The organism is Thermostichus sp. MS-CIW-41, assembly GCF_054058915.1.
The window spans coordinates 64,710-82,515 of the sequence record NZ_JBSSBO010000010.1 but is presented as its reverse complement, the minus strand read 5'-3'; the positions used below and the strand labels follow the sequence as shown (position 1 = coordinate 82,515).

General features: G+C 55.5%; 16 protein-coding genes and 1 pseudogene. 9 read left to right on the top strand and 8 right to left on the bottom strand.

Annotation, left to right across the window (positions count from 1 at the left end):
* The first annotated feature begins 108 nt into the window (after positions 1–108).
* Positions 109–2,196, top strand: coding sequence for a prolyl oligopeptidase family serine peptidase (locus tag ACVWXE_RS05070; protein ID WP_457489730.1), 2,088 nt, complete (start codon positions 109–111; stop codon positions 2,194–2,196).
* On the opposite strand, the gene eno is transcribed toward ACVWXE_RS05070, so the two are convergent.
* Positions 2,193–3,476 carry a phosphopyruvate hydratase gene (eno, locus tag ACVWXE_RS05065; protein ID WP_011434092.1) on the bottom strand — a complete coding sequence of 428 codons (1,284 nt, stop codon included), beginning with the start codon at positions 3,474–3,476 and terminating at the stop codon, positions 2,193–2,195. The two genes, ACVWXE_RS05070 and eno, sit on opposite strands and share 4 nt — an antisense overlap.
* Positions 3,477–3,714: 238 nt before the next feature.
* Positions 3,715–4,389 (bottom strand): global nitrogen regulator NtcA, encoded by a 675-nt coding sequence (gene ntcA / locus ACVWXE_RS05060; RefSeq protein WP_011434093.1) that lies wholly within the window; start codon positions 4,387–4,389, stop codon positions 3,715–3,717.
* Positions 4,390–4,698: 309 nt separating this feature from the next.
* Between ntcA and ACVWXE_RS05055 the strand changes: the two genes are divergently transcribed.
* Together ACVWXE_RS05055 and ACVWXE_RS05050 are read left to right on the top strand one after the other, a co-directional pair.
* Positions 4,699–6,570, top strand: coding sequence for a M61 family metallopeptidase (locus ACVWXE_RS05055; protein ID WP_457489735.1), 1,872 nt, complete (start codon positions 4,699–4,701; stop codon positions 6,568–6,570).
* Positions 6,571–6,620: 50 nt separating this feature from the next.
* Entirely contained in the window at positions 6,621–7,949 is a 1,329-nt protein-coding gene (locus ACVWXE_RS05050) for a hypothetical protein (protein ID WP_414418767.1), read from the top strand.
* A 21-nt stretch (positions 7,950–7,970) separates the two neighbouring features.
* Here ACVWXE_RS05050 and ACVWXE_RS05045 read toward each other — a convergent pair whose 3' ends face one another.
* A complete protein-coding gene (locus tag ACVWXE_RS05045) occupies positions 7,971–8,858 on the bottom strand; it encodes a hypothetical protein (protein ID WP_414343577.1) in 888 nt (295 codons plus the stop codon).
* Between the two features lie 330 nt (positions 8,859–9,188).
* Here ACVWXE_RS05045 and psbV point away from each other — a divergent pair, with 330 nt between their 5' ends.
* The gene (psbV, locus tag ACVWXE_RS05040) at positions 9,189–9,731 is read left to right on the top strand and encodes a photosystem II cytochrome c-550 (RefSeq protein WP_011434097.1); all 543 of its coding nucleotides are present in this window, start codon (positions 9,189–9,191) and stop codon (positions 9,729–9,731) included.
* Positions 9,732–9,757: 26 nt separating this feature from the next.
* Positions 9,758–10,228, top strand: coding sequence for a photosystem II cytochrome PsbV2 (gene psbV2 / locus ACVWXE_RS05035; RefSeq protein WP_457489729.1), 471 nt, complete (start codon positions 9,758–9,760; stop codon positions 10,226–10,228).
* On the opposite strand, the gene ACVWXE_RS05030 is transcribed toward psbV2, so the two are convergent.
* The 3 genes from ACVWXE_RS05030 to hpf form a co-directional block, all read right to left on the bottom strand.
* On the bottom strand, positions 10,200–11,393 hold the full coding sequence (locus ACVWXE_RS05030; RefSeq protein WP_457489734.1) for an RNA-guided endonuclease InsQ/TnpB family protein: 1,194 nt from the start codon (positions 11,391–11,393) through the stop codon (positions 10,200–10,202). The genes psbV2 and ACVWXE_RS05030 overlap by 29 nt on opposite strands.
* A gap of 134 nt (positions 11,394–11,527) precedes the next feature.
* On the bottom strand, positions 11,528–12,268 hold the full coding sequence (locus ACVWXE_RS05025) for an urease accessory protein UreF (protein ID WP_457489728.1): 741 nt from the start codon (positions 12,266–12,268) through the stop codon (positions 11,528–11,530).
* A 12-nt stretch (positions 12,269–12,280) separates the two neighbouring features.
* Positions 12,281–12,853, bottom strand: a complete 573-nt coding sequence (gene hpf, locus ACVWXE_RS05020) for a ribosome hibernation-promoting factor, HPF/YfiA family (protein ID WP_011434101.1) — start codon at positions 12,851–12,853, stop codon at positions 12,281–12,283.
* Between the two features lie 945 nt (positions 12,854–13,798).
* On the opposite strand from hpf, the gene ACVWXE_RS05015 reads away from it, so the two are divergent.
* The 4 genes from ACVWXE_RS05015 to ACVWXE_RS05000 all read left to right on the top strand — a co-directional run bounded on the left by ACVWXE_RS05015 (position 13,799) and on the right by ACVWXE_RS05000 (position 16,880).
* On the top strand, positions 13,799–15,025 hold the full coding sequence (locus ACVWXE_RS05015; protein WP_457489733.1) for a methionine gamma-lyase family protein: 1,227 nt from the start codon (positions 13,799–13,801) through the stop codon (positions 15,023–15,025).
* Between the two features lie 167 nt (positions 15,026–15,192).
* Positions 15,193–15,999, top strand: coding sequence for a PPC domain-containing protein (locus ACVWXE_RS05010; protein ID WP_457489727.1), 807 nt, complete (start codon positions 15,193–15,195; stop codon positions 15,997–15,999).
* A gap of 329 nt (positions 16,000–16,328) precedes the next feature.
* Entirely contained in the window at positions 16,329–16,535 is a 207-nt protein-coding gene (locus ACVWXE_RS05005) for a hypothetical protein (RefSeq protein WP_238376795.1), read from the top strand.
* Positions 16,536–16,562: 27 nt separating this feature from the next.
* Positions 16,563–16,880, top strand: a complete 318-nt coding sequence (locus ACVWXE_RS05000) for a TMEM14 family protein (protein WP_011434105.1) — start codon at positions 16,563–16,565, stop codon at positions 16,878–16,880.
* On the opposite strand, the gene hypA is transcribed toward ACVWXE_RS05000, so the two are convergent.
* Together hypA and ACVWXE_RS04990 are read right to left on the bottom strand one after the other, a co-directional pair.
* The gene (gene hypA / locus ACVWXE_RS04995) at positions 16,877–17,275 is read right to left on the bottom strand and encodes a hydrogenase maturation nickel metallochaperone HypA (protein WP_011434106.1); all 399 of its coding nucleotides are present in this window, start codon (positions 17,273–17,275) and stop codon (positions 16,877–16,879) included. The genes ACVWXE_RS05000 and hypA overlap by 4 nt on opposite strands.
* Positions 17,276–17,278: 3 nt before the next feature.
* Positions 17,279–17,803: pseudogene (locus ACVWXE_RS04990) on the bottom strand (arginase family protein); the annotation flags it as partial.
* Positions 17,804–17,806: the final 3 nt, after the last annotated feature.

The following is a 17,806-nucleotide window of genomic DNA, read 5'->3' as shown; positions in this document are numbered from 1 at the left end:
TAAACAGAAAGATCAACTGGTAGTAATCCGTACTGAACATATTATACATTATTTTCAGTATAGTTGAGCTTATTATTGACTAGAGTCATGCTCTAGCGCTTAGGTCTCATGCTCAACTACCCGCCCAGCTATCCCGATCCCACTGTTGTGGACATCTACCACGGGCAGCCGGTGCCGGATCCCTACCGCTGGCTGGAGGATCTGGATTCGGAGCAGACGCGGGCCTGGATTGAGGCGCAAAACCACCTTACCTTTAACTACTTGCAGCAGATCCCAGCCCGGCAGCGGATCCGAGAACGCCTGACCCAGCTCTGGAACTATGAAAAATACAGCCAGCCCTTCAAAGAAGGGGGCCGCTACTTCTACTTCAAAAACGACGGCCTGCAAAACCAGAGCGTTCTCTACACCCAAGAAAGTCTAGAGGGCCAGGCGCGGGTTTTGCTGGATCCCAACACCTTCTCCGAAGACGGTACGGTGGCTCTAGCGGGCATTGCCATCAGCCGCGCTCGCGACAGCGGTGCGGAGTACGCTGGACGGTATCTAGCCTATGGCCTCTCCTGCTCCGGCTCCGATTGGCAAGAGTGGAAGGTGCGGGACATCGAAACCGGCGAGGATTTGCCGGATCACCTGCGCTGGATTAAGTTCTCGGGAGTAAGCTGGACCCTGGACGGGCAGGGATTTTTCTACAGCCGCTACGACGAACCGGCCCTTGGCAGCGAATACGAAAGCGTCAACTACTTCCAGAAGCTCTACTACCACCGCCTGGGCACCCCCCAGTCAGAAGATGTTTTGGTCTATCACCGCCCCGACCAAAAAGAGTGGGGCTTTGCCGGCGGGGTTACTGAAGATGGGAATTACCTCATCATCTCCGTCTGGCGGGGCACGGATCCCAAAAACCTCATCTTCTACAAAGACTTGCGGGATCCCCAGTCTCCTGTAGTAGAGCTCATCCGCGAGTTTGAGGCCGAATACAGCTTCGTGGGCAACGACGGATCCCGCTTTTGGCTGTTGACGGACTGCCAAGCTCCTCGGCGGCGACTGGTGGCCATCGACTTGGAGCAGCCTGACCGGGTGCAGGAGGTGATCCCCGAGGCGGAGGAGACCCTGCAGGGGGTTAGCTTGATCAACAATCAGTTTGTGGCCTTCTACCTCAAAGACGCCCACACCCAGATCAAGACCTTTGCTTTAGACGGCACCTACCTAGGAGAAATCCCGCTGCCCGGGCTGGGATCCGCCAGCGGCTTTGGCGGCAAGCGCTACGACACCGAGACCTTCTACACCTTCACCAGCTTCACCACCCCGCCCACCATCTACCGCTACGATTTCACCAGCGGCACCAGCACCCTGTTCCGTCAGCCCCAGGTGGATTTCGATCCCCAGGCCTACGAGGTGCAGCAGGTGTTCTACACCAGCAAAGACGGCACCCGCATCCCCATGTTTCTCGTCCACCGCCGTGGCCTGGCTCGGACAGGGGATCACCCCACCCTGCTGTATGGCTACGGTGGCTTTGGCATCTCACTTACCCCCAGCTTTTCAGTGGGTCTGGTGGCCTGGCTGGAAATGGGCGGTGTCTATGCCCAGCCAAGTTTGCGCGGCGGCGGCGAGTACGGAGAAGAGTGGCACCAGGCGGGCACCAAGCTCAGCAAGCAAAAGGTGTTCGACGACTTTATTGCCGCGGCTGAGTGGCTAGTGGCCAATGGCTACACCAACCCCTCCAAGTTGGCCATCTCCGGTGGCAGCAATGGCGGCCTGTTGGTGGGGGCCTGCATGACCCAAAGGCCGGATCTGTTCGCGGCGGCTCTACCGGCAGTGGGGGTGTTCGACATGCTGCGCTTTCATAAGTTCACCATCGGCTGGGCCTGGATCTCCGAGTACGGATCCCCGGAGAACCCGGAGGAATTCAAGGCCCTCTACGCCTATTCCCCTCTGCACAACCTCAAGCCCGGCACTGCCTATCCCGCCACCCTGATCACCACCGCAGATCACGACGACCGGGTGGTGCCCGCCCACAGCTTCAAGTTTGCCGCTGCCCTGCAGGCAGCCCAGGGGGGATCCCAGCCCATCCTCATCCGCATCGACACCAAGGCAGGGCACGGGGCCGGCAAGCCCACCAGCAAGCTGATTGAGGAAGCTGCCGACCGCTGGGCCTTTTTGGTGCAGGTGCTAGGGATCCCCTGGGACGGAACGGGAAGTTAGCGAGCTCTAGGACCCAGGCCCACCCGACCGGCATAAACTGCCGCTTCCCCCAGCTCGTCTTCGATGCGCAGCAGTTGGTTGTACTTGGCAATGCGCTCGCTGCGGCAGAGGGATCCGGTTTTGATCTGCCCGGCACGGGTGGCCACCGCCAAGTCGGCAATGGTGGTGTCTTCCGTCTCGCCAGAGCGGTGGCTGATGATGGTGCGAAAGCCGGCTTGAACTGCCAATTGGATGGCCGAGACGGTCTCCGTCAGGGTGCCGATTTGGTTGGGCTTGATCAAAATGGCGTTGGCGGCGGCGCTGTCGATACCCTTTTGCAGGCGGGTCAGGTTGGTTACAAACAGGTCATCTCCCACCAGCTGTACCCGGGATCCCAGTTGAGCGGTCATGGCTTGCCAACCGGCCCAGTCTTCTTCCGCTAGCCCATCTTCAATGGAAAGGATGGGATAGTTGGCCAGCAGTTGCTGGTAGTAAGCCACCATATCAGCCGCGCTGTGGGCTTTGCCCTCAAAGTGATATTGCCCATCCTGCAGCAGCTCGTTGGCGGCCACATCCAAGGCCAAGGCGATATCTGCTCCCGGTTTGTAGCCTGCCTGTTCAATAGCCGTCATCAGCAGATCCAAAGCCGCCGCATTGGAGTCGAGATCAGGAGCAAACCCCCCTTCATCCCCCACACCGGTGGACAGCCCCTTCTGCTGCAGCACTTGTTTTAGTACCGCAAACACCTCAGCCCCGTAGCGCAGCGCCTCGCGAAAGCTGGCCGCTCCAATGGGCACAAGCATAAATTCTTGAATATCGACGTTGTTGTCGGCGTGGGCGCCGCCGTTGAGCACGTTCATCAGCGGCACCGGCAGCAGGTTGGCAAAGGGCCCCCCCAGGTATTTGTAAAGAGGCAAGCCCACTGCTTCCGCAGCCGCTTTGGCTGTCGCCAGAGAAACTGCCAAAATAGCGTTGGCCCCCAGGCGGGACTTGTTGGGGGTGCCGTCCAGGTCGATCAGCAACTGGTCAATACGGGCTTGGTTGAGGGCATCTTCTCCCTGCAGCTCCGACTGGATGGGGCCAAGGATGTTTTCCACCGCCCTCAGCACACCCTTACCGCCGTAGCGTTTGGGATCCCCATCCCGCAGCTCGTGGGCCTCGAAGGTGCCGGTCGAAGCACCGCTGGGAACCTGCGCCAAGCCCGTTGCCCCATTGGCTAGACCCACCAGGGCTTCTAGGGTGGGACGCCCTCGCGAGTCGAGGATCTCATGGGCGGTAATCCACTCGATGGCTGTTTCCACAGTTACACCTCAGCAATTGGCTAGATAGCTCTGGCCAAAGCCAGATCCCCCCATAGACTAGTAGGTTTTTGCCCGCGATCCGGTCAGCTTCCAGAAAACTTTAAGTCTGTCCTTCGGGCACAGAGATTCTTCAAGGCTGCAGCAGTAGATTGAACATAGGCCGGCCAGAGCTTCAACCAGCCGTCGAGCGGGGTTTGCCTGGGCAAGGTGCTGCTCAGGAAGTGTTCTCCTCTTCCTTCTAGGCAAAGCGATGGCTCAGCCGCATCGGGTCGTGTACGGTGATCTTTTTCTTGTGAATGGAGATGTACTTCTTCTTGCGCAGCTCTCCCAACAGGCGGGTGATGGTGACGCGGGTTGAGCCAATGGCTTCGGCAATGGCCTGGTGAGACAGCTTGAGATCGATGGTGACCCCATCTGGGCCAGGCACCCCGAAATCGCGACAGAGGATCAACAAAAAGCTGACCAGACGGGATCCCATGTCGCGATGAGCCAGTGTCTCGATCATCATCTCCGTTTGCAAGATACGAGACGACAGGCTTTTAACCAGCAACATGGCCAGTTCGGCGTTCTCCTGTAGGGATTTCTCCACCTGCTCGATCGGCAGAGAGAGCAACTCAGTAGGCGTAAAAGCCACCGAGTGATAAAAGCGATCAGAGCGCTGTCCTGTGATAAAGGAGAGCACGCCGAAGATGCTGTTTTCGCGTAGGAGGGCAACGGTGATTTCCTCCCCCATTTCGTAGACCCGCGAGAGCTTAACGGCTCCCTTCACCAAAAAGTAAACCCGCTCCGCCGGATCCCCTGGAAAAAAAATGGTCTTCCCGCGCTCGAACGTTTCGATAACCGGAGGATGGTGAGGGCCTCCCAATTGCTTGAAGGCTGTGATCAGAGATTTTTCCGCTACGGCCACCGCCATACTCATCAACCTTTTAAGGTCAGTTTATACCTAAGATCAACCTACTAAGATCAATCTAGAAGCATTAGGCTAGGTTGCAACCCATTGACTTCAGAATCTACGAGGATACCAAGATTTACCCTAAAGTAGAAGGTTCTGCCTAGGTATCTTTGTAGCACGCGCTACATTTTTGAGTCTCGTTTTTGCCCCAGAAAGGGATCCCCAACCGAAAGCAGGGGTTAGGATAAGAGCCATTGTCGCTGGGGGTTGCGTCGGCCCTTGGCGGTAGAGAGTGGAGTGGGTTGGAACATTCTATCTATCTATCTATCTATGGGGATCCCAGAGGTTATCGTTGCTGCACCTTCTCAACTGAGCCGCCAGCATTTCACAGTGCGGATGCCGGATCCGGCCAATCACCTGCTGGAGGTGGAACTGCAGATCCAAGAGGTGGATCCAGAGGTGCCTTTGCGGCTGCGACTGCCGGTGTGGACGCCGGGATCCTACTTGGTGCGGGAATATGCCCGTCATGTGCAGGAGTTTCAGGCGGCAACTGAGCAAGGGATCCCTTTGGCCTGGCGGAAGGTGGATAAGAATACCTGGCAAATCGATCCGCCGGGCTGTTCTGCTGTGAAGGTGTGCTATCGGGTCTATGCCTATGAGCTGACGGTGCGCACGAACCATCTGGATTTGACCCACGCCTATTTCAACGGGGCAGCGCTCTTCCTCTACGTGCCCGGTCGCGAGCGGGAACCCTACACTTTGACGGTGATCCCCCCCAAGCCGGATTGGCACATCGCCACCAGTTTGCGGCCCTTGACCTCTCCTTCTGAGGATCCCACTTCCGGCCAGTCTTTTGTGGCGGAAGACTACGACGAGCTGGTGGATAGCCCGGTGGAGGTGGGTCCACATCGAGTGCAATCGTTTGAGGTGGAAGGGATCCCGCATTACCTTGTGGTTTGGGGGTCAGGCACTCTGGATGTCGATCGGGCCGTTGCCGATGCCAAGGCCATTGTCAAAACCACAGCCGCGTTTTTCGGTGGGCTACCCTACGACCGCTACTGGTTCATTGTGCATTTGTCGCCGGGAGGATTTGGTGGCCTTGAGCACAAGTACAGCACCACCCTTCTTTACTCTGGGCTGGAGCTGCATCAGCCGGAGTCCTATCGGCGCTTTTTGTCTTTGCTGGCCCACGAGTTGTTTCATGCCTGGAATGTCAAGCGTCTGCGTCCGCTGGCATTGGAAAAGATCGATTACAACCAGGAAAATTATCTGGAATGTCTGTGGTTTTGTGAGGGGGCGACCAGCTATTACGAAAACGTCATCTTATTGAGGGCAGGGATCCTCAGTGCCGGCGATTTTTTAAAAGTTCTTTCCGAACAGATTGGCCGCTTGCAGCGTACTCCGGGCCGGGCCGTGCAATCGCTGCGGGAATCCAGCTTCGATACCTGGATCAAACTCTACCGCCCCCACGAAAACACCCTCAACAGCCAGGTTTCTTATTACTTAAAAGGGGCTTTGGTCTGTTGGCTGCTGGATCTGCACATCCGTCACCTTTCCGGCGGTCAGGGATCCCTGGATACGGCTTTGCAGGATCTGTGGCAGCGCTTTGGTCGGTCAGAGAAGGGCTACAGCGACCAAGACTTGCGGGAGGCGTTTGAGCGGGCAGCCGGTGCCGATCTTGGCCGGTTTTTCTCCGCCTATGTGGAAGGCACGGAAGAGCTAGACTACAACACTTACCTACACCCCTTTGGCCTCACCCTTAAAGCCCACTTCAGCCGCCCCAACCCCATCCCATACCTGGGCCTTAATTTCAACGGCGAGGGCAATCGCATCAGCGCAGTAGAGATGGGATCCCCGGCGCAAAAAGCGGGCATCTGGGCCGGCGATGAGCTGGTGGCCCTGGATGGGTTCAGGGTGAGCGCTGCCAACTTGGCGGAACGCTTGACGGCCTATCAGCCCCACCAGATCATTTGTTTGAGCGTTTTTCAAGCCGATCAGTTGAAACATTTCTGGATCCCGTTGGATCCCCCTCGGCCCGATGTCTACACGTTGGAGGTGTTGCCTGAACTGACTCCTGCTCAAGAAGCCCTTCAGCAAGGCTGGCTGGGATCCCTTGTCGGCGCCCAGCTTCGGTCAGAGGCAGGTCCCCATCTGCTTGAAAATTCACCTATCTCCTCCTATCATGTTGAGGCAAGCAGGTAATCCAGTTAACTGGAAAGAAAAGTAACAGCAGCAGAGGACAGGAGTATCTGATGGACTTAGTTTTGGTTTTATTGATTGGGGCAGCTGTTGGTTTCTCGGTAGGCATTTACGTTGCTCGCCAGTATGGGGCCAGTCCTAAACTGGAAATCTGGAAACGAGAGATTATCAGAGATATATCTTCGCAGCTAAGCCAACACAGCCAAAAACTCAACGACCCGGACAAAGCACTCATCAAGTTGAGCGAAGGATTGGTAGACAAGATTTCTCAAAAGTTACAGGAAAAGTTACAGGCCGTCCAAGCTACCCTTGAAGAGTTTAAATTTCGCCTTGCTGACAGCCAGCAAAGCTTGCTACAGGACTGGGGCAGAGACTTTCTACAAGCTATATCTGTAAAGTTGGCCGAACATGGCCAGCAACTGAACAATCAGCTAGCCATTCTGGAAAATCTAGTGGAAGAGGCCAAAGATATTTATCGGCAACTACGGGTTACTATTCAAAGTTCTCATGGATCCGAGATATGCCCAACTGCAAATCAGGACTCAAATCAGGACTCCCAGAATGAGCAGGTTACTCAGGTCATTGGTAAAGCACCAGATCCTGAGACACCAGACGAAGTACTAAGAGACAAGGATGGGACAGCTATCGTCGATATATCAAAGATAGAGTCGTTCTTAAACTCAAAAAACATAAAGATAAAAAGCATAGCTGCGGAAGAAAAAGAGGAAAAGCTAGATCAAATAGCCGCCTTTATGGGCAGTCAGTACTCTTTGATCAAAAGATTCTATGGAATGATTAAGTCAAGTATGAACAGCGGAAACTCTTTCTCAATAAACCTTAGAGACGAACCTCAACAAGTAATTGTCACAACTTGCCAGGTTGCCACAGAGCTATACAAGATTGCATTTTTGGAAGAGTATAGATACTTCAGAGCGCCTAGGTGTCTGCTAGTAGCAAGAGCCAGCAGATCTCGACAAGCACTGAATTTTCTCTCAGGAAACTGGCTAGAGAGATACGTTAGGAATAGGTTGATTTGCCTTGCTAAAAGGCAAACTGGAAAGATTGATTTTTCTCACATAGCAAATGCCAAAGTTACTTTGTCAAACGGAGATGATTTTGAGATGGATCTTCTCTTCCACGTTAATGATCAATTTTACTGGGTAGAGTCGAAGACAGGTGGGTACCAAGATAAAGTACAAAAGTACTCCGAGATTGCTTCTGACCTTGGTCTTCAGAGAAACCAAGCCATCATAGTTTTGGCCGACGTTAGTCAAGATGCAAAAACCAGTCTATCCTCTCTCTATCATTTGTCGGTCATCAGTGTTGATGAGGTTGAGGCTACATTTGAGAGGATCTTAAAAAGTCACCTTCGAGAAGTCTGAAAGGCACCCAAGAGCATTAGCTTAAGCCACAATTTTGACAGCTTGTTCCATACACCACCAGGGATCCTCCGCAAAAGCCGGCATGGGCGTGCTGCCCGCCTTGCCCAAGATGGCCAGCCGAACTTCCCGATCCAGGCGGGATCCGGCCCCGTAGGGATCTTCTGAGGGAGGTTCCAGCCGTTGCCCCAGAGGGGGCATCACCATAATGCCTGGCTGCATGCTGGTGCTGCTGACCCAGATTTTGAAGCGATCCACCGCTACGTCTGTTCCTTCTGGCAGCTGCATCTGCAGCAGGTAGCGGGGGCCAGAGCCAATCAGCAGGCTCTCGTTGGGGCGTAAACGGGCAGGCAGATCTGGTTGATAGGGGTAAACCAAATCCACGCTGTACCGCCGCTCGTCAAAGACGGTGACATAAACATGCACTGGAGTGGGGGCTCTGTTTCTCAAGGCAATGGCCAGGTTGCGGCCTGCTTGGATTTGCACTTTCCCTTGGGGATCCCGCGGCAGGGGGCTCACTTCGGCAGGGGCAGAGCTGCTGGCCGGGGTTTCCAGTTGGAGAAATTCCACTTCCAAGATGCTGCTCAGCGCATCGCTGGCAGGTTGCAGGTTCAAAAGATTACCAAAAGCAGCCACGTGCTCCAACAGCCGCACCAGCTTGCGAGGCAGGGCCAGTAGCTTCTTCACCGGGATCCGGAAGGCCGCCAGAGCCACCTCTTCCCCCCGCCGGTAAAAGTGATAAGTGGCATCGGGCAACAGCTCTACCCGCAAGTCCGCTGCTTCCGGGTCTGTGTAGGTCAGAAGCGGTGAGGCCGGCAAGGCCGCCAGCAAATCGGCAACGGGCATTTGCACTTGACTGGGATCCGCACAGGTGAAAGCCACCCGCAACGGCTGGAATCGGATAGAGGACATGGGGAAAACCTGGAACGGAGTCTGCCGTATTCTCCTGCTCTGAGGTTGCCAGGCAAGCAAGCCAAGCTCTATATTACCTGCATTACCTGCTCATTACCTGCTCAGTTCTCTCGACTGGGCTGTGGCCAAGTCAGCTCTCGGCCAACAGACTCCCAACAGGCCATAGCTCCGTAATCAAACTTAACACCAAAGGCAAATGGAACCATTGGGAAACTATCCCGGATCCCATCTGCAAATGATCTCTTAATAGTCTATTCTTGATCCTGTTGTCGGGTTTGTGGCTGGAGTGGAGCCCACCTCTCCTCTTTCTAGGCTGATCTACGGAGAACCATGTTTAGCAAAGCTTTTTCTTTTCAGAAGGTGTTTGCGCCAGCGCGTCGTCGGTTGCTTGTCCTGCTGTTGGCTGCGTTGATGGCTGGGTTTGGCTGGGGTCTGGCTCCAGTGTTTGCAGCTAGGGATATTCCTGCAGTGGCTCTGTCGCCAACTGAGTCTATTACCTTTACCGAAGCCCAGTTGGCCAAAGGGAAGAAGCTATTCAACACCGCATGCGCCCAGTGCCATGTGGGCGGCCAGACCTATCCCAACCCGGATGTGAGCTTGAAGCTTTCGGATCTGGAGGGAGCAACTCCCCCACGGGATAATGTGCTGGCGATTGTGGATTACATCAAGAATCCAGTCACCTATGACGGGGTGGAGTCTCTGTTGGAGTATCACCCCAACACCCAGCTCACCAGTGAGTATCCACGTCTGCGCAACCTCACCGACGAGGATCTGAAGCTGATTGCGGGCTACATTCTGGTGCAGGCCAAGACCGTTCCCGGCTGGGGTGGTACCAAGAACGAAAGCCACAGCGACCTATCAGCCTATCTCTAATGCCGCATCTGGATCAGAAGTTGCCTATGAGATGGCGGATCCCGTCTCGCCTCTGGGCCTGGGTCGGGATCTTAGCTTTGTTGTGGCTGGGGCTGGCCAGTCCGGTGGCTGCCCGCATTGATCCTTACGTGAACCAGTATTTGCGGGTGAGTGGCCCTGTGGAATTGCCTCTAGATGCCGCAGGGCATACCCTCACCTTTACCCCAGAGCAGCTAACGGACGGCAAAAATCGTTTTCAGTCCGCCTGTTTGAATTGTCATGTGGGCGGTGCCACTTTGCCGGCTCCCAACATTTCCCTCTCTTTGAAGGACTTGCGCGGTGCCACTCCACCCCGAGATACCCTTCAAGCCTTGATAGAGTACCAGCGGGATCCCCGCAGCTACGATGGCTCGGATTCCAGCTATGGATGCCGACCTGTACCCCCTTCCTGGATGGACGACGAAGCCGTAAACTACCCGGCTCCGACCGCTAAGCGGTACGGAGCGGGCTTTCAGTAGCCCTGAGCCTGTTCTGCTCTACCAGAGAACAAAACAGGCCCGGACCTCTAGGCTGGTTTACGACAGCCCCCAAGAGCGCAATCACATTCGCACCATTCAAATCCGCATCCCCTTCCCATCCACAGTGCCCACACTTAAACGACTTGCCACTGCGATAGGATTGCGCAGGGTCGGGATGGATGTGCAAACACCGGTGGCAGGTCTGCGACGTGTAGGCAGGCGGAACAAGAATCAGAGAAACCCCTGCAACCCTCGCCTTGTATTCCAGAAATTGACGTAGTTGGTAGAACGCCCAACTGTTGGCCCTGCGCCGCTCGGCTTTGCTGCGGGGTTGTTGATTGACTCTTTCCCGGATCCCTGTCAGGTCTTCCAGGGCGATAGCGCTGTTAGTAGCTTTTGCCCTAGAGACAATAGCTTTGGAGATGCGATGATTGACCCACACTTGAAAGCGTCTCTCCTTGCCAGACAGCCGTTGCAACAGTTCTCTGCATCTGCGCCGCGAACTGCGTGTGCCCTTACTGGCTTTGCGTTGGAGTACCGCCCTCAACCGGGAGTAGTGGTCTCGGACTCTGTTCAACTGCTGTCCATTCCAGTTGTCCCCTTCTGAGGTATGAGCGATATCTGTCCTTCCAAAGTCCACCCCGATCACCTTGTCGGTATCTTGTTGCTTGGGTGGCTTTTTCTCTACGCAAATCTGGATGTAGTAGGAGCCATCTTTGCGCTTGATCAGCGTGGCAGCTTTTGGGTTGGAACCAGCCAGCATCCCACGCTGGTAGTTACCAATGGCCAGTTCAAAGCGTTCTCTCCCTTCCACCGTGGTCAGCGACACCGTCCAGTCTTTTTGACGGAACGAAAAGATACGGGCGTCGTAGGTAACAAAGCCGCTCTTAAACTCCTTGACGGGACGCTTTTTCTGCTTAGCCACTTTGCGGGAACCCGCTACCCGTCTGCACACCTGTTGAGCCAAGTTGCTGGACAAGCCAAACCGGGCTCGAGTCTCGTAGTAGCAAAGGGATTGCAGCTTGACCGCGTTGACGATCTTCTCCGGCGTGTTCTGGTTGACCCAATTCAAGGCTTGGCCAAAAGCCTCCATCGTCGCGTCCAATTTGGCGGCTTGCGACTGGGACGCCTTGAGCTTACAGGAGACGGTCAGGACTTGGCTCATAAGTTCATTGTAATTCATCAAAGCGCATTCCTCCCAGCACTGACCCTACGGGTACAGTGCGGGGCTCCTGCGATTTCTAGCTGAACTCCCCTCTCCCTCTGGGAGAAGGGTTTAGGGGTGAGGGTTGACGGCTTTCAAGATTGAAAAAGGCGGGAATAGAGCTGTTGGTGGACTTGACAATCGCGTTCTTGTAGGAGGGTGAAGCTGCCCAAAGCCGGCCAGCTGGGGGAGAGGTTTGGCCTTTCGGCCCGCTTCACAACCGGCAGGATCTCTTGGTGTACCACTGCCTCGATGGGCTCGTACAACTGAGCCAATAGGCTTTGCCCCTCGGTATGCCCCAAAGGTACCAGACGCACCGCTGCCGAGACCAGCCCAGTGAGGGAGGAGAACAAGAAGGCACGCAGGGTATCTTCCAACCCAATGCCCGCCTGAGCGCAGATCCAGCCAAACACCACGGAATGATGCAGTGGATCCCCCTCTGCCTTGGGGACAGAGATTCCCCAGGTGCGTTCTGCCAGTTGAGCTAGGCGTTTCCCCAAATCTAGGCTGGCTTGGCGCGGCTCTGCCGCCCAACGGGTTGCTTGCAGCTGTTGCTGCAGCTTCTCCACTCCCGACTCGGATCCCAATCGGGATAGACGATGGGCCAAGGCACAGGCTCTGCCCTCGGTGGGGGCTAGGCCCATGTGTAAAACCCCCAGCAGATATTGCTGCACCCCAGCCCGATCGCGAAGTTGACCCGCTTGAACGGCAGCTTCCAAGCCCCAGGAGTGGGAATAGGCCCCAATCGGCAGAGCAGAATCGGTAAGTTGTAGCAACAGATAGAAAGCGCCGCTGGATCCTAGAGAAGCAAGTCGGGGGGAAAATTCACCACGCATTTTCGCGAAGCTTTAGCGGGGGCGGATCAGGCCGTAGCCACCGTGGTTGCGGACGTAGATAACGTTGATCTCGCCATTTTCGATATTGCGGAAAACGTAGAAGTCGTGATCCACCAGCTCCAACTGGTGCAACGCTTCCTGAACCGTCATGGGTGGCATGGCGAAGTATTTGGTGCGCACCACCTCTGCGGGTAACTCCGCTTGCCGTTCCGTATTTAGCGGATCGGTGACGGGCTGCTGGGCCACTGCCACGGAGGTTTTGGGGGTGTGGCGGACGCGGTGAATGCCGTTCCGTTCTTTGTATTTGCGCAACTTGCGGGCCAGCTTGTCGGCCACACGGTCGATGCTGGCATAGAGGTTTTCGCTGCTTTCTTCCGCCCGGATCACGGTGCCATTGGCGTAGACGGTCACTTCGGCAGATTGGCTGGCACTGATACGGGGGTTGCGGGCTACCGATAGATTGACATCAACCTCACTGGTGATCTGGGCAAAATGACTGACAGCACGCTCAATTTTTTCTTGAACGTAGCTGCGGATGGCGTCGGTAATCTCGACGTTTTTCCCTTGGATCACAAGCTTAGTCATGAGGACTCTCCCAGTCATGTCGGTTTATACCTGAGATAGCGCCTCATCCCCACCCGGGATCCCTCTAACTCTGGAAAGCGATCCCAGCTCACAGGCGACGTCAGCCCTTTAATTGGCAAAAATGGAGCCCTGTCATCAAGGGTGAGCAGATCGGCTTTGGGAGTGGCACTAACCTCTTGGGTTAAGTCTAGGTTAACATCTCGCTCAAGGATCTCTGCCAGAGGTTAAGAATAAATTTAGGCTCTCTTAATGTTTCAGAGATGTTGAATTCCAGATTTTCCCGAATCGCAGGAGCTCTGTAGAGAAGCGGGATCCCCGCCCTGCAAGACATGCACTTCTATTGGCTGTGTTGAGTGTCTTTGGGAAAGGTTTTTTAGAGTTTAAGTTGCAAGTTCCTCAGCCAAAAGCCAAATCTATCATCAAACCCATAGACAGATCTAGCCTGCTAAAAATCTTCCTGAGCTGGATTTTGAGTTGGTTAAACAATGTCTCTAACTCTGACCTGTTTTTGAGAGACTAAACTTGGGCCGTATTGCCCATAAGCTCGGCAATCCAGATGCTTCAGCTTTCCTCCAGGGTATGTTGGTATTATCCTACAGCCTAGCAGCATCTTGATTGGATAGCCATTGACAGCAAAAATGAAGGGATATTGATATAAATTAAGCTTTTTATCGATTTTTTATCAATATGAGGCTTTCGACTTGAGAGATGGTGTTGTTGTCGGTATTAGCTTTGACAAGCCTGTTGTTCACTGTTCCATGCTGTAAGGTTTCTATCGGAGAGCTACATAAGTACATAAGAACTTGGAACTCGGTTCTGCCGCTGCAGTCACCTTGAGGAGCGGTGGGGAGAAGGCCAACTCTTTCCGGGGTGGCTGAAATGCTACCCTCGAAACCAGCTTGGTGTGCAAAAGGTGGGGCAGACTGGGTGGGCGGAGGGATCCCGTTGAAGGCGGCAGAGCTTTTAGACAGAGCAGAAGAGGCTCTACAGGAGCAGTTTCAGGCGGTGGAGAAGACCCTCAGAGAGAACCTGGCGCGGGTGCTGCGGGCCTTTCGCGACCAGCGGGTGGGATCCCATCACTTTGCCGGGGTGTCGGGGTATGGCCACGACGACCAGGGGCGGCAGGTTTTGGATCGGGTGTTTGCCCAGATTATGGGCTGTGAGGCAGCAGTGGTGCGGCTGCAGATGGTGTCTGGTACCCATGCCATTGCCTGTGCTTTGTTTGGGGTGCTGCGTCCGGGGGATGAGCTGCTGAGCATTACCGGCCCCCCTTACGACACCCTTGAAGAGGTCATCGGTCTGCGGGGTTCCGGGCGGGGATCCCTACGGGAGTTCGGCATCGGTTACCGCCAGTTGGATTTGCGGGAGGGAACTGTTGATTGGCAGGCCCTGAAAACCGCCCTCAGACCGCAAACCCGGTTGGTTCACATTCAGCGCTCCTGCGGCTATGATTGGCGGCCCAGCTTTTCCATTGCCCAGATTGCCGAGATGATCCAAATGGTCAAAGCGCAAAACCCCGAAGTTGTGGTTTTTGTGGACAATTGCTACGGCGAATTTGTGGAAACCCAGGAGCCAACCCATGTGGGCGCAGATCTGATTGCCGGATCTCTGATCAAAAATCCGGGGGGCACCCTCGTTCCCGCAGGGGGCTATGTGGCCGGGCGGGCAGAGCTGGTGGAGCAAGCGGCCTGTCGGCTGACGGCTCCGGGCATTGGTTCGGAGGGGGGGGCGACTTTGGATCTCAACCGCCTTCTGTTTCAAGGCTTGTTCTTGGCCCCGCAGATGGTGGCCGAAGCGGTGAAGATCGCCCATCTGGCGGCGCAGGTGTTTTCTGATCTGGGCTACCCGGTCTCGCCTCTGCCTCAAGCTCCTCGCACCGATATCATCCAGGCCATTCAGTTGGGATCCCCGCAAAAGCTGCAGGCTTTCTGCCAAGCGATTCAAAACAGTTCTCCTGTGGATTCCTACCTCACCCCAGTGCCGGAGGTGATGCCCGGTTATGCAGACCCGGTGGTGATGGCAGCAGGCACCTTTATTGCCGGGAGCAGCGCCGAGCTGTCTGCCGATGGGCCGATGCGGGATCCCTACACCGTCTACTTGCAGGGGGGAACCCATCTCTACCATGGGCGGCTGGCCCTAGAAGCCGTCTTGCAAGCTTGGGAAACCCTGTAGGCCAACAGTTTGCTCTCGGCTGAAACAGCAAGGAAGGGGCAAGCCAACAACCTCAAAACTCAGCACGAAGTTGGCAGAAGTTGTCGTCTCTGACCAACTTTTCGCTCAATCAATCAGGGGGTAGGATCAGTCTACAGTTGCCATTCTTTAGAAAGGGATCCCTTCCGATGTTGAGCTGGTATCGTTCTTGCGCATCTCCTCGCCGTTGGGGATCCCGTTTGACTCTGGCTCTGGTGGCATTGGGGTTGGCCGGCGGCTGTCGGCTGCTGGATCGGGTGGGAGAGAGAGGCTTGCCGGTGGGATCTGCGCTGACCCGTTCTGCTCTGTGGAGAGGCAGCCAAACCGTGACGGGAGCGCTGGAGGTGGGAGATCAAGTCAGCCGCCAGTACGGCAGCTTTTGGGATGGGATCCCCGTCACCGCTGAGCCGGGACAGATTTTGATTGCGGCCCTAGAGAGCGAAGATTTTGATGCTTATCTGGAGCTGGTGGACGGCCAAGGGCGGGTGATTGGCTTTAACGATGACTCTGGCCTGGATGTGAATGCCCTGTTGGCAGTGCGTCTGCCGGAGGGAGGCACCTATACCCTGCGGGCCACCAGCTTTGAGCCGGAATCCACCGGCAACTACCGGCTCACCTATATCCTCACCCAGGTAGATTGGCAGGAAAGCCTATCGGGCCGTCTGCAGGAGGGATCCCTTCAGCACCCCGAGGATGGCAGTTGGATGGACGAATATCCCATTGCCGCCCGCGCCGGCCAGATCCTGATCGCTTCCATGACCAGCTCCGATTTCGATGCCTTTTTGCAGCTGCTGGATCCCAGTGGAGAAGTCAGGGCTTGGGATGATGACCAAGGGGGTGGAACCGATGCTCTGATGATTGCCTTTCTGCCCCGCACCGGCACTTATACCCTGCGGGCCAACACCCATAAGCCACGAGAAGAAGGAGCCTATAGGTTACAGTACGCCTTGCGCTAGCCCCTGCTCGCCCAGATTCCCTGTCTTACAGCTTGGATAAGGGGGCTTGTGAGCCTTCTGATGCTGATGTCGAGATTTTGACAGGAATCATCGTTTTTTAACGCCTAATGTTGATATATGTCAGGAGTTGCCAGTTTACCTTCCTAAGATCCTCACAAAGCCAGAAGGGGCACTGCTTGCTGAGCTTTGTGGGAAAGCATAACATCTTATCCTAAGTTGTGACGGAGCTGAAATATTGTCCTCGGGGATGAGGTCTTTTTTCTAGAATCGAATCGATGGCCTAGACCATTCTTTTGCAGTTCAGCCCCTATCTCCACAAAATGGATGCCATGACTCCTGAAATGGTACGCCAGTTTTGGTCTTTGGTCAGCGAGATTGGCAGGCCAGATTGGCTAACAAAGCGTGACGATGACTTGGTGAACCTGCTTCTGAGCGCCTGTCAGAAAAAACACGCCCTCAGCAGTGTCGATGCCTCAATTCTCAATCGCTACATCAGCATTCGCTTGCCCTTGATTCGCGATATCCTCGTGGATTAAACCTAGAGAGGACAAGGTTTTCCCATCATGCTGGCCGCACAAATCACCTTGCTGGTCTACGGGGCACTGCTTTTGGTGGGCGGAGCAATCGGCTATAGCAAAGGCAAAAGCTCCAAGTCTCTCATCGGGGGGCTGGTTGGGGCCGCCCTCAGCGGAGTCAGCTATGGGCTGCTGGGGGTGGATCCCCGCTGGGGGCTGGGCTTGGGCCTGGGGACGACAGTGCTGGGATCTATCGTATTCGCCCTGCGCTACCGCAAAACCCGAACGTTAATGCCTGCCGGCTTGATGTTCATCCTCAGCTTGGGAGCAGCTGTCCTTCTGGGACTTAGCTTTGGAGCGGCCTAGGCGACTTCTGGTTGCGCCGGTGGGGTGAAGTTTGTTGAACATTCGATGTAGTCAATTTCGATGTAGTCAATTTTCAGCTCTCGGCCCGAGCGAATCTCTTCCATCGGGGATCCACAGTTGGGGCAAGCATAGCGCCGGCCTATTTCTGGCTTGTATTCTTGGCCGCAGGGATGGCAATAGGCAATGAGCGGCGTTTCCCGGATGACCAACTGGGATCCCTGTAGGAAAGTACCCTGGGTTTGTGCGGCATAGGCAAAGGTTAGGCTGGCCGGCTCTACACAGGTGAACTGTCCTACCACCAGGTGCACCCGAGCGATCTGAGGCTGTCCCGGCTGACTTTGCCACCAGTCACGTAGTGTTTGGATCAAGGCGCGGGTCATGTCGGTCTCGTGCATCTCTTACCTCCAGTCGCCGGCCATTTCTGGCGTCGCCTCCGGGTGGATGTAGGCGGGCTTCTCTCGGCGCGGCAGTTGCCCAGATACCACCAAATGGGCCAGCGTATCGCAAATAACTCGGGTGGCCATTAGAGCTGTGATATCGCTAATGTCGTAGGGGGGAGAGACTTCCACCACCTCCAGGCCACAGATCGGTGCTTCCCGCACAATGCGCTTGAGCAAGTAGAGCGCTTCCCGCGGCAGCAGCCCACCCGGCTCTGGCCAGCCTGTACCGGGTACAAAGCCGGCATCGATGCAGTCGATATCGAAGCTGATGTACACACAATCGGTGCCGTCTAGGGCTTTTTCGAGGGCGAAATCGGCGGCTGCATCCAAGCCCATTTCGGTGATGTCGGTAACGGTGAGGATGTGGGTGGCCCGCTCCCGGCACACCTTCACCCCTTGCCGTGGCACTTGCCAGCCACCAATGCCCAGTTGCACCAGGTTGTGGGCCGGTGCGTTGCGGATGTTGGTGGCATGAAACCAAGGCTA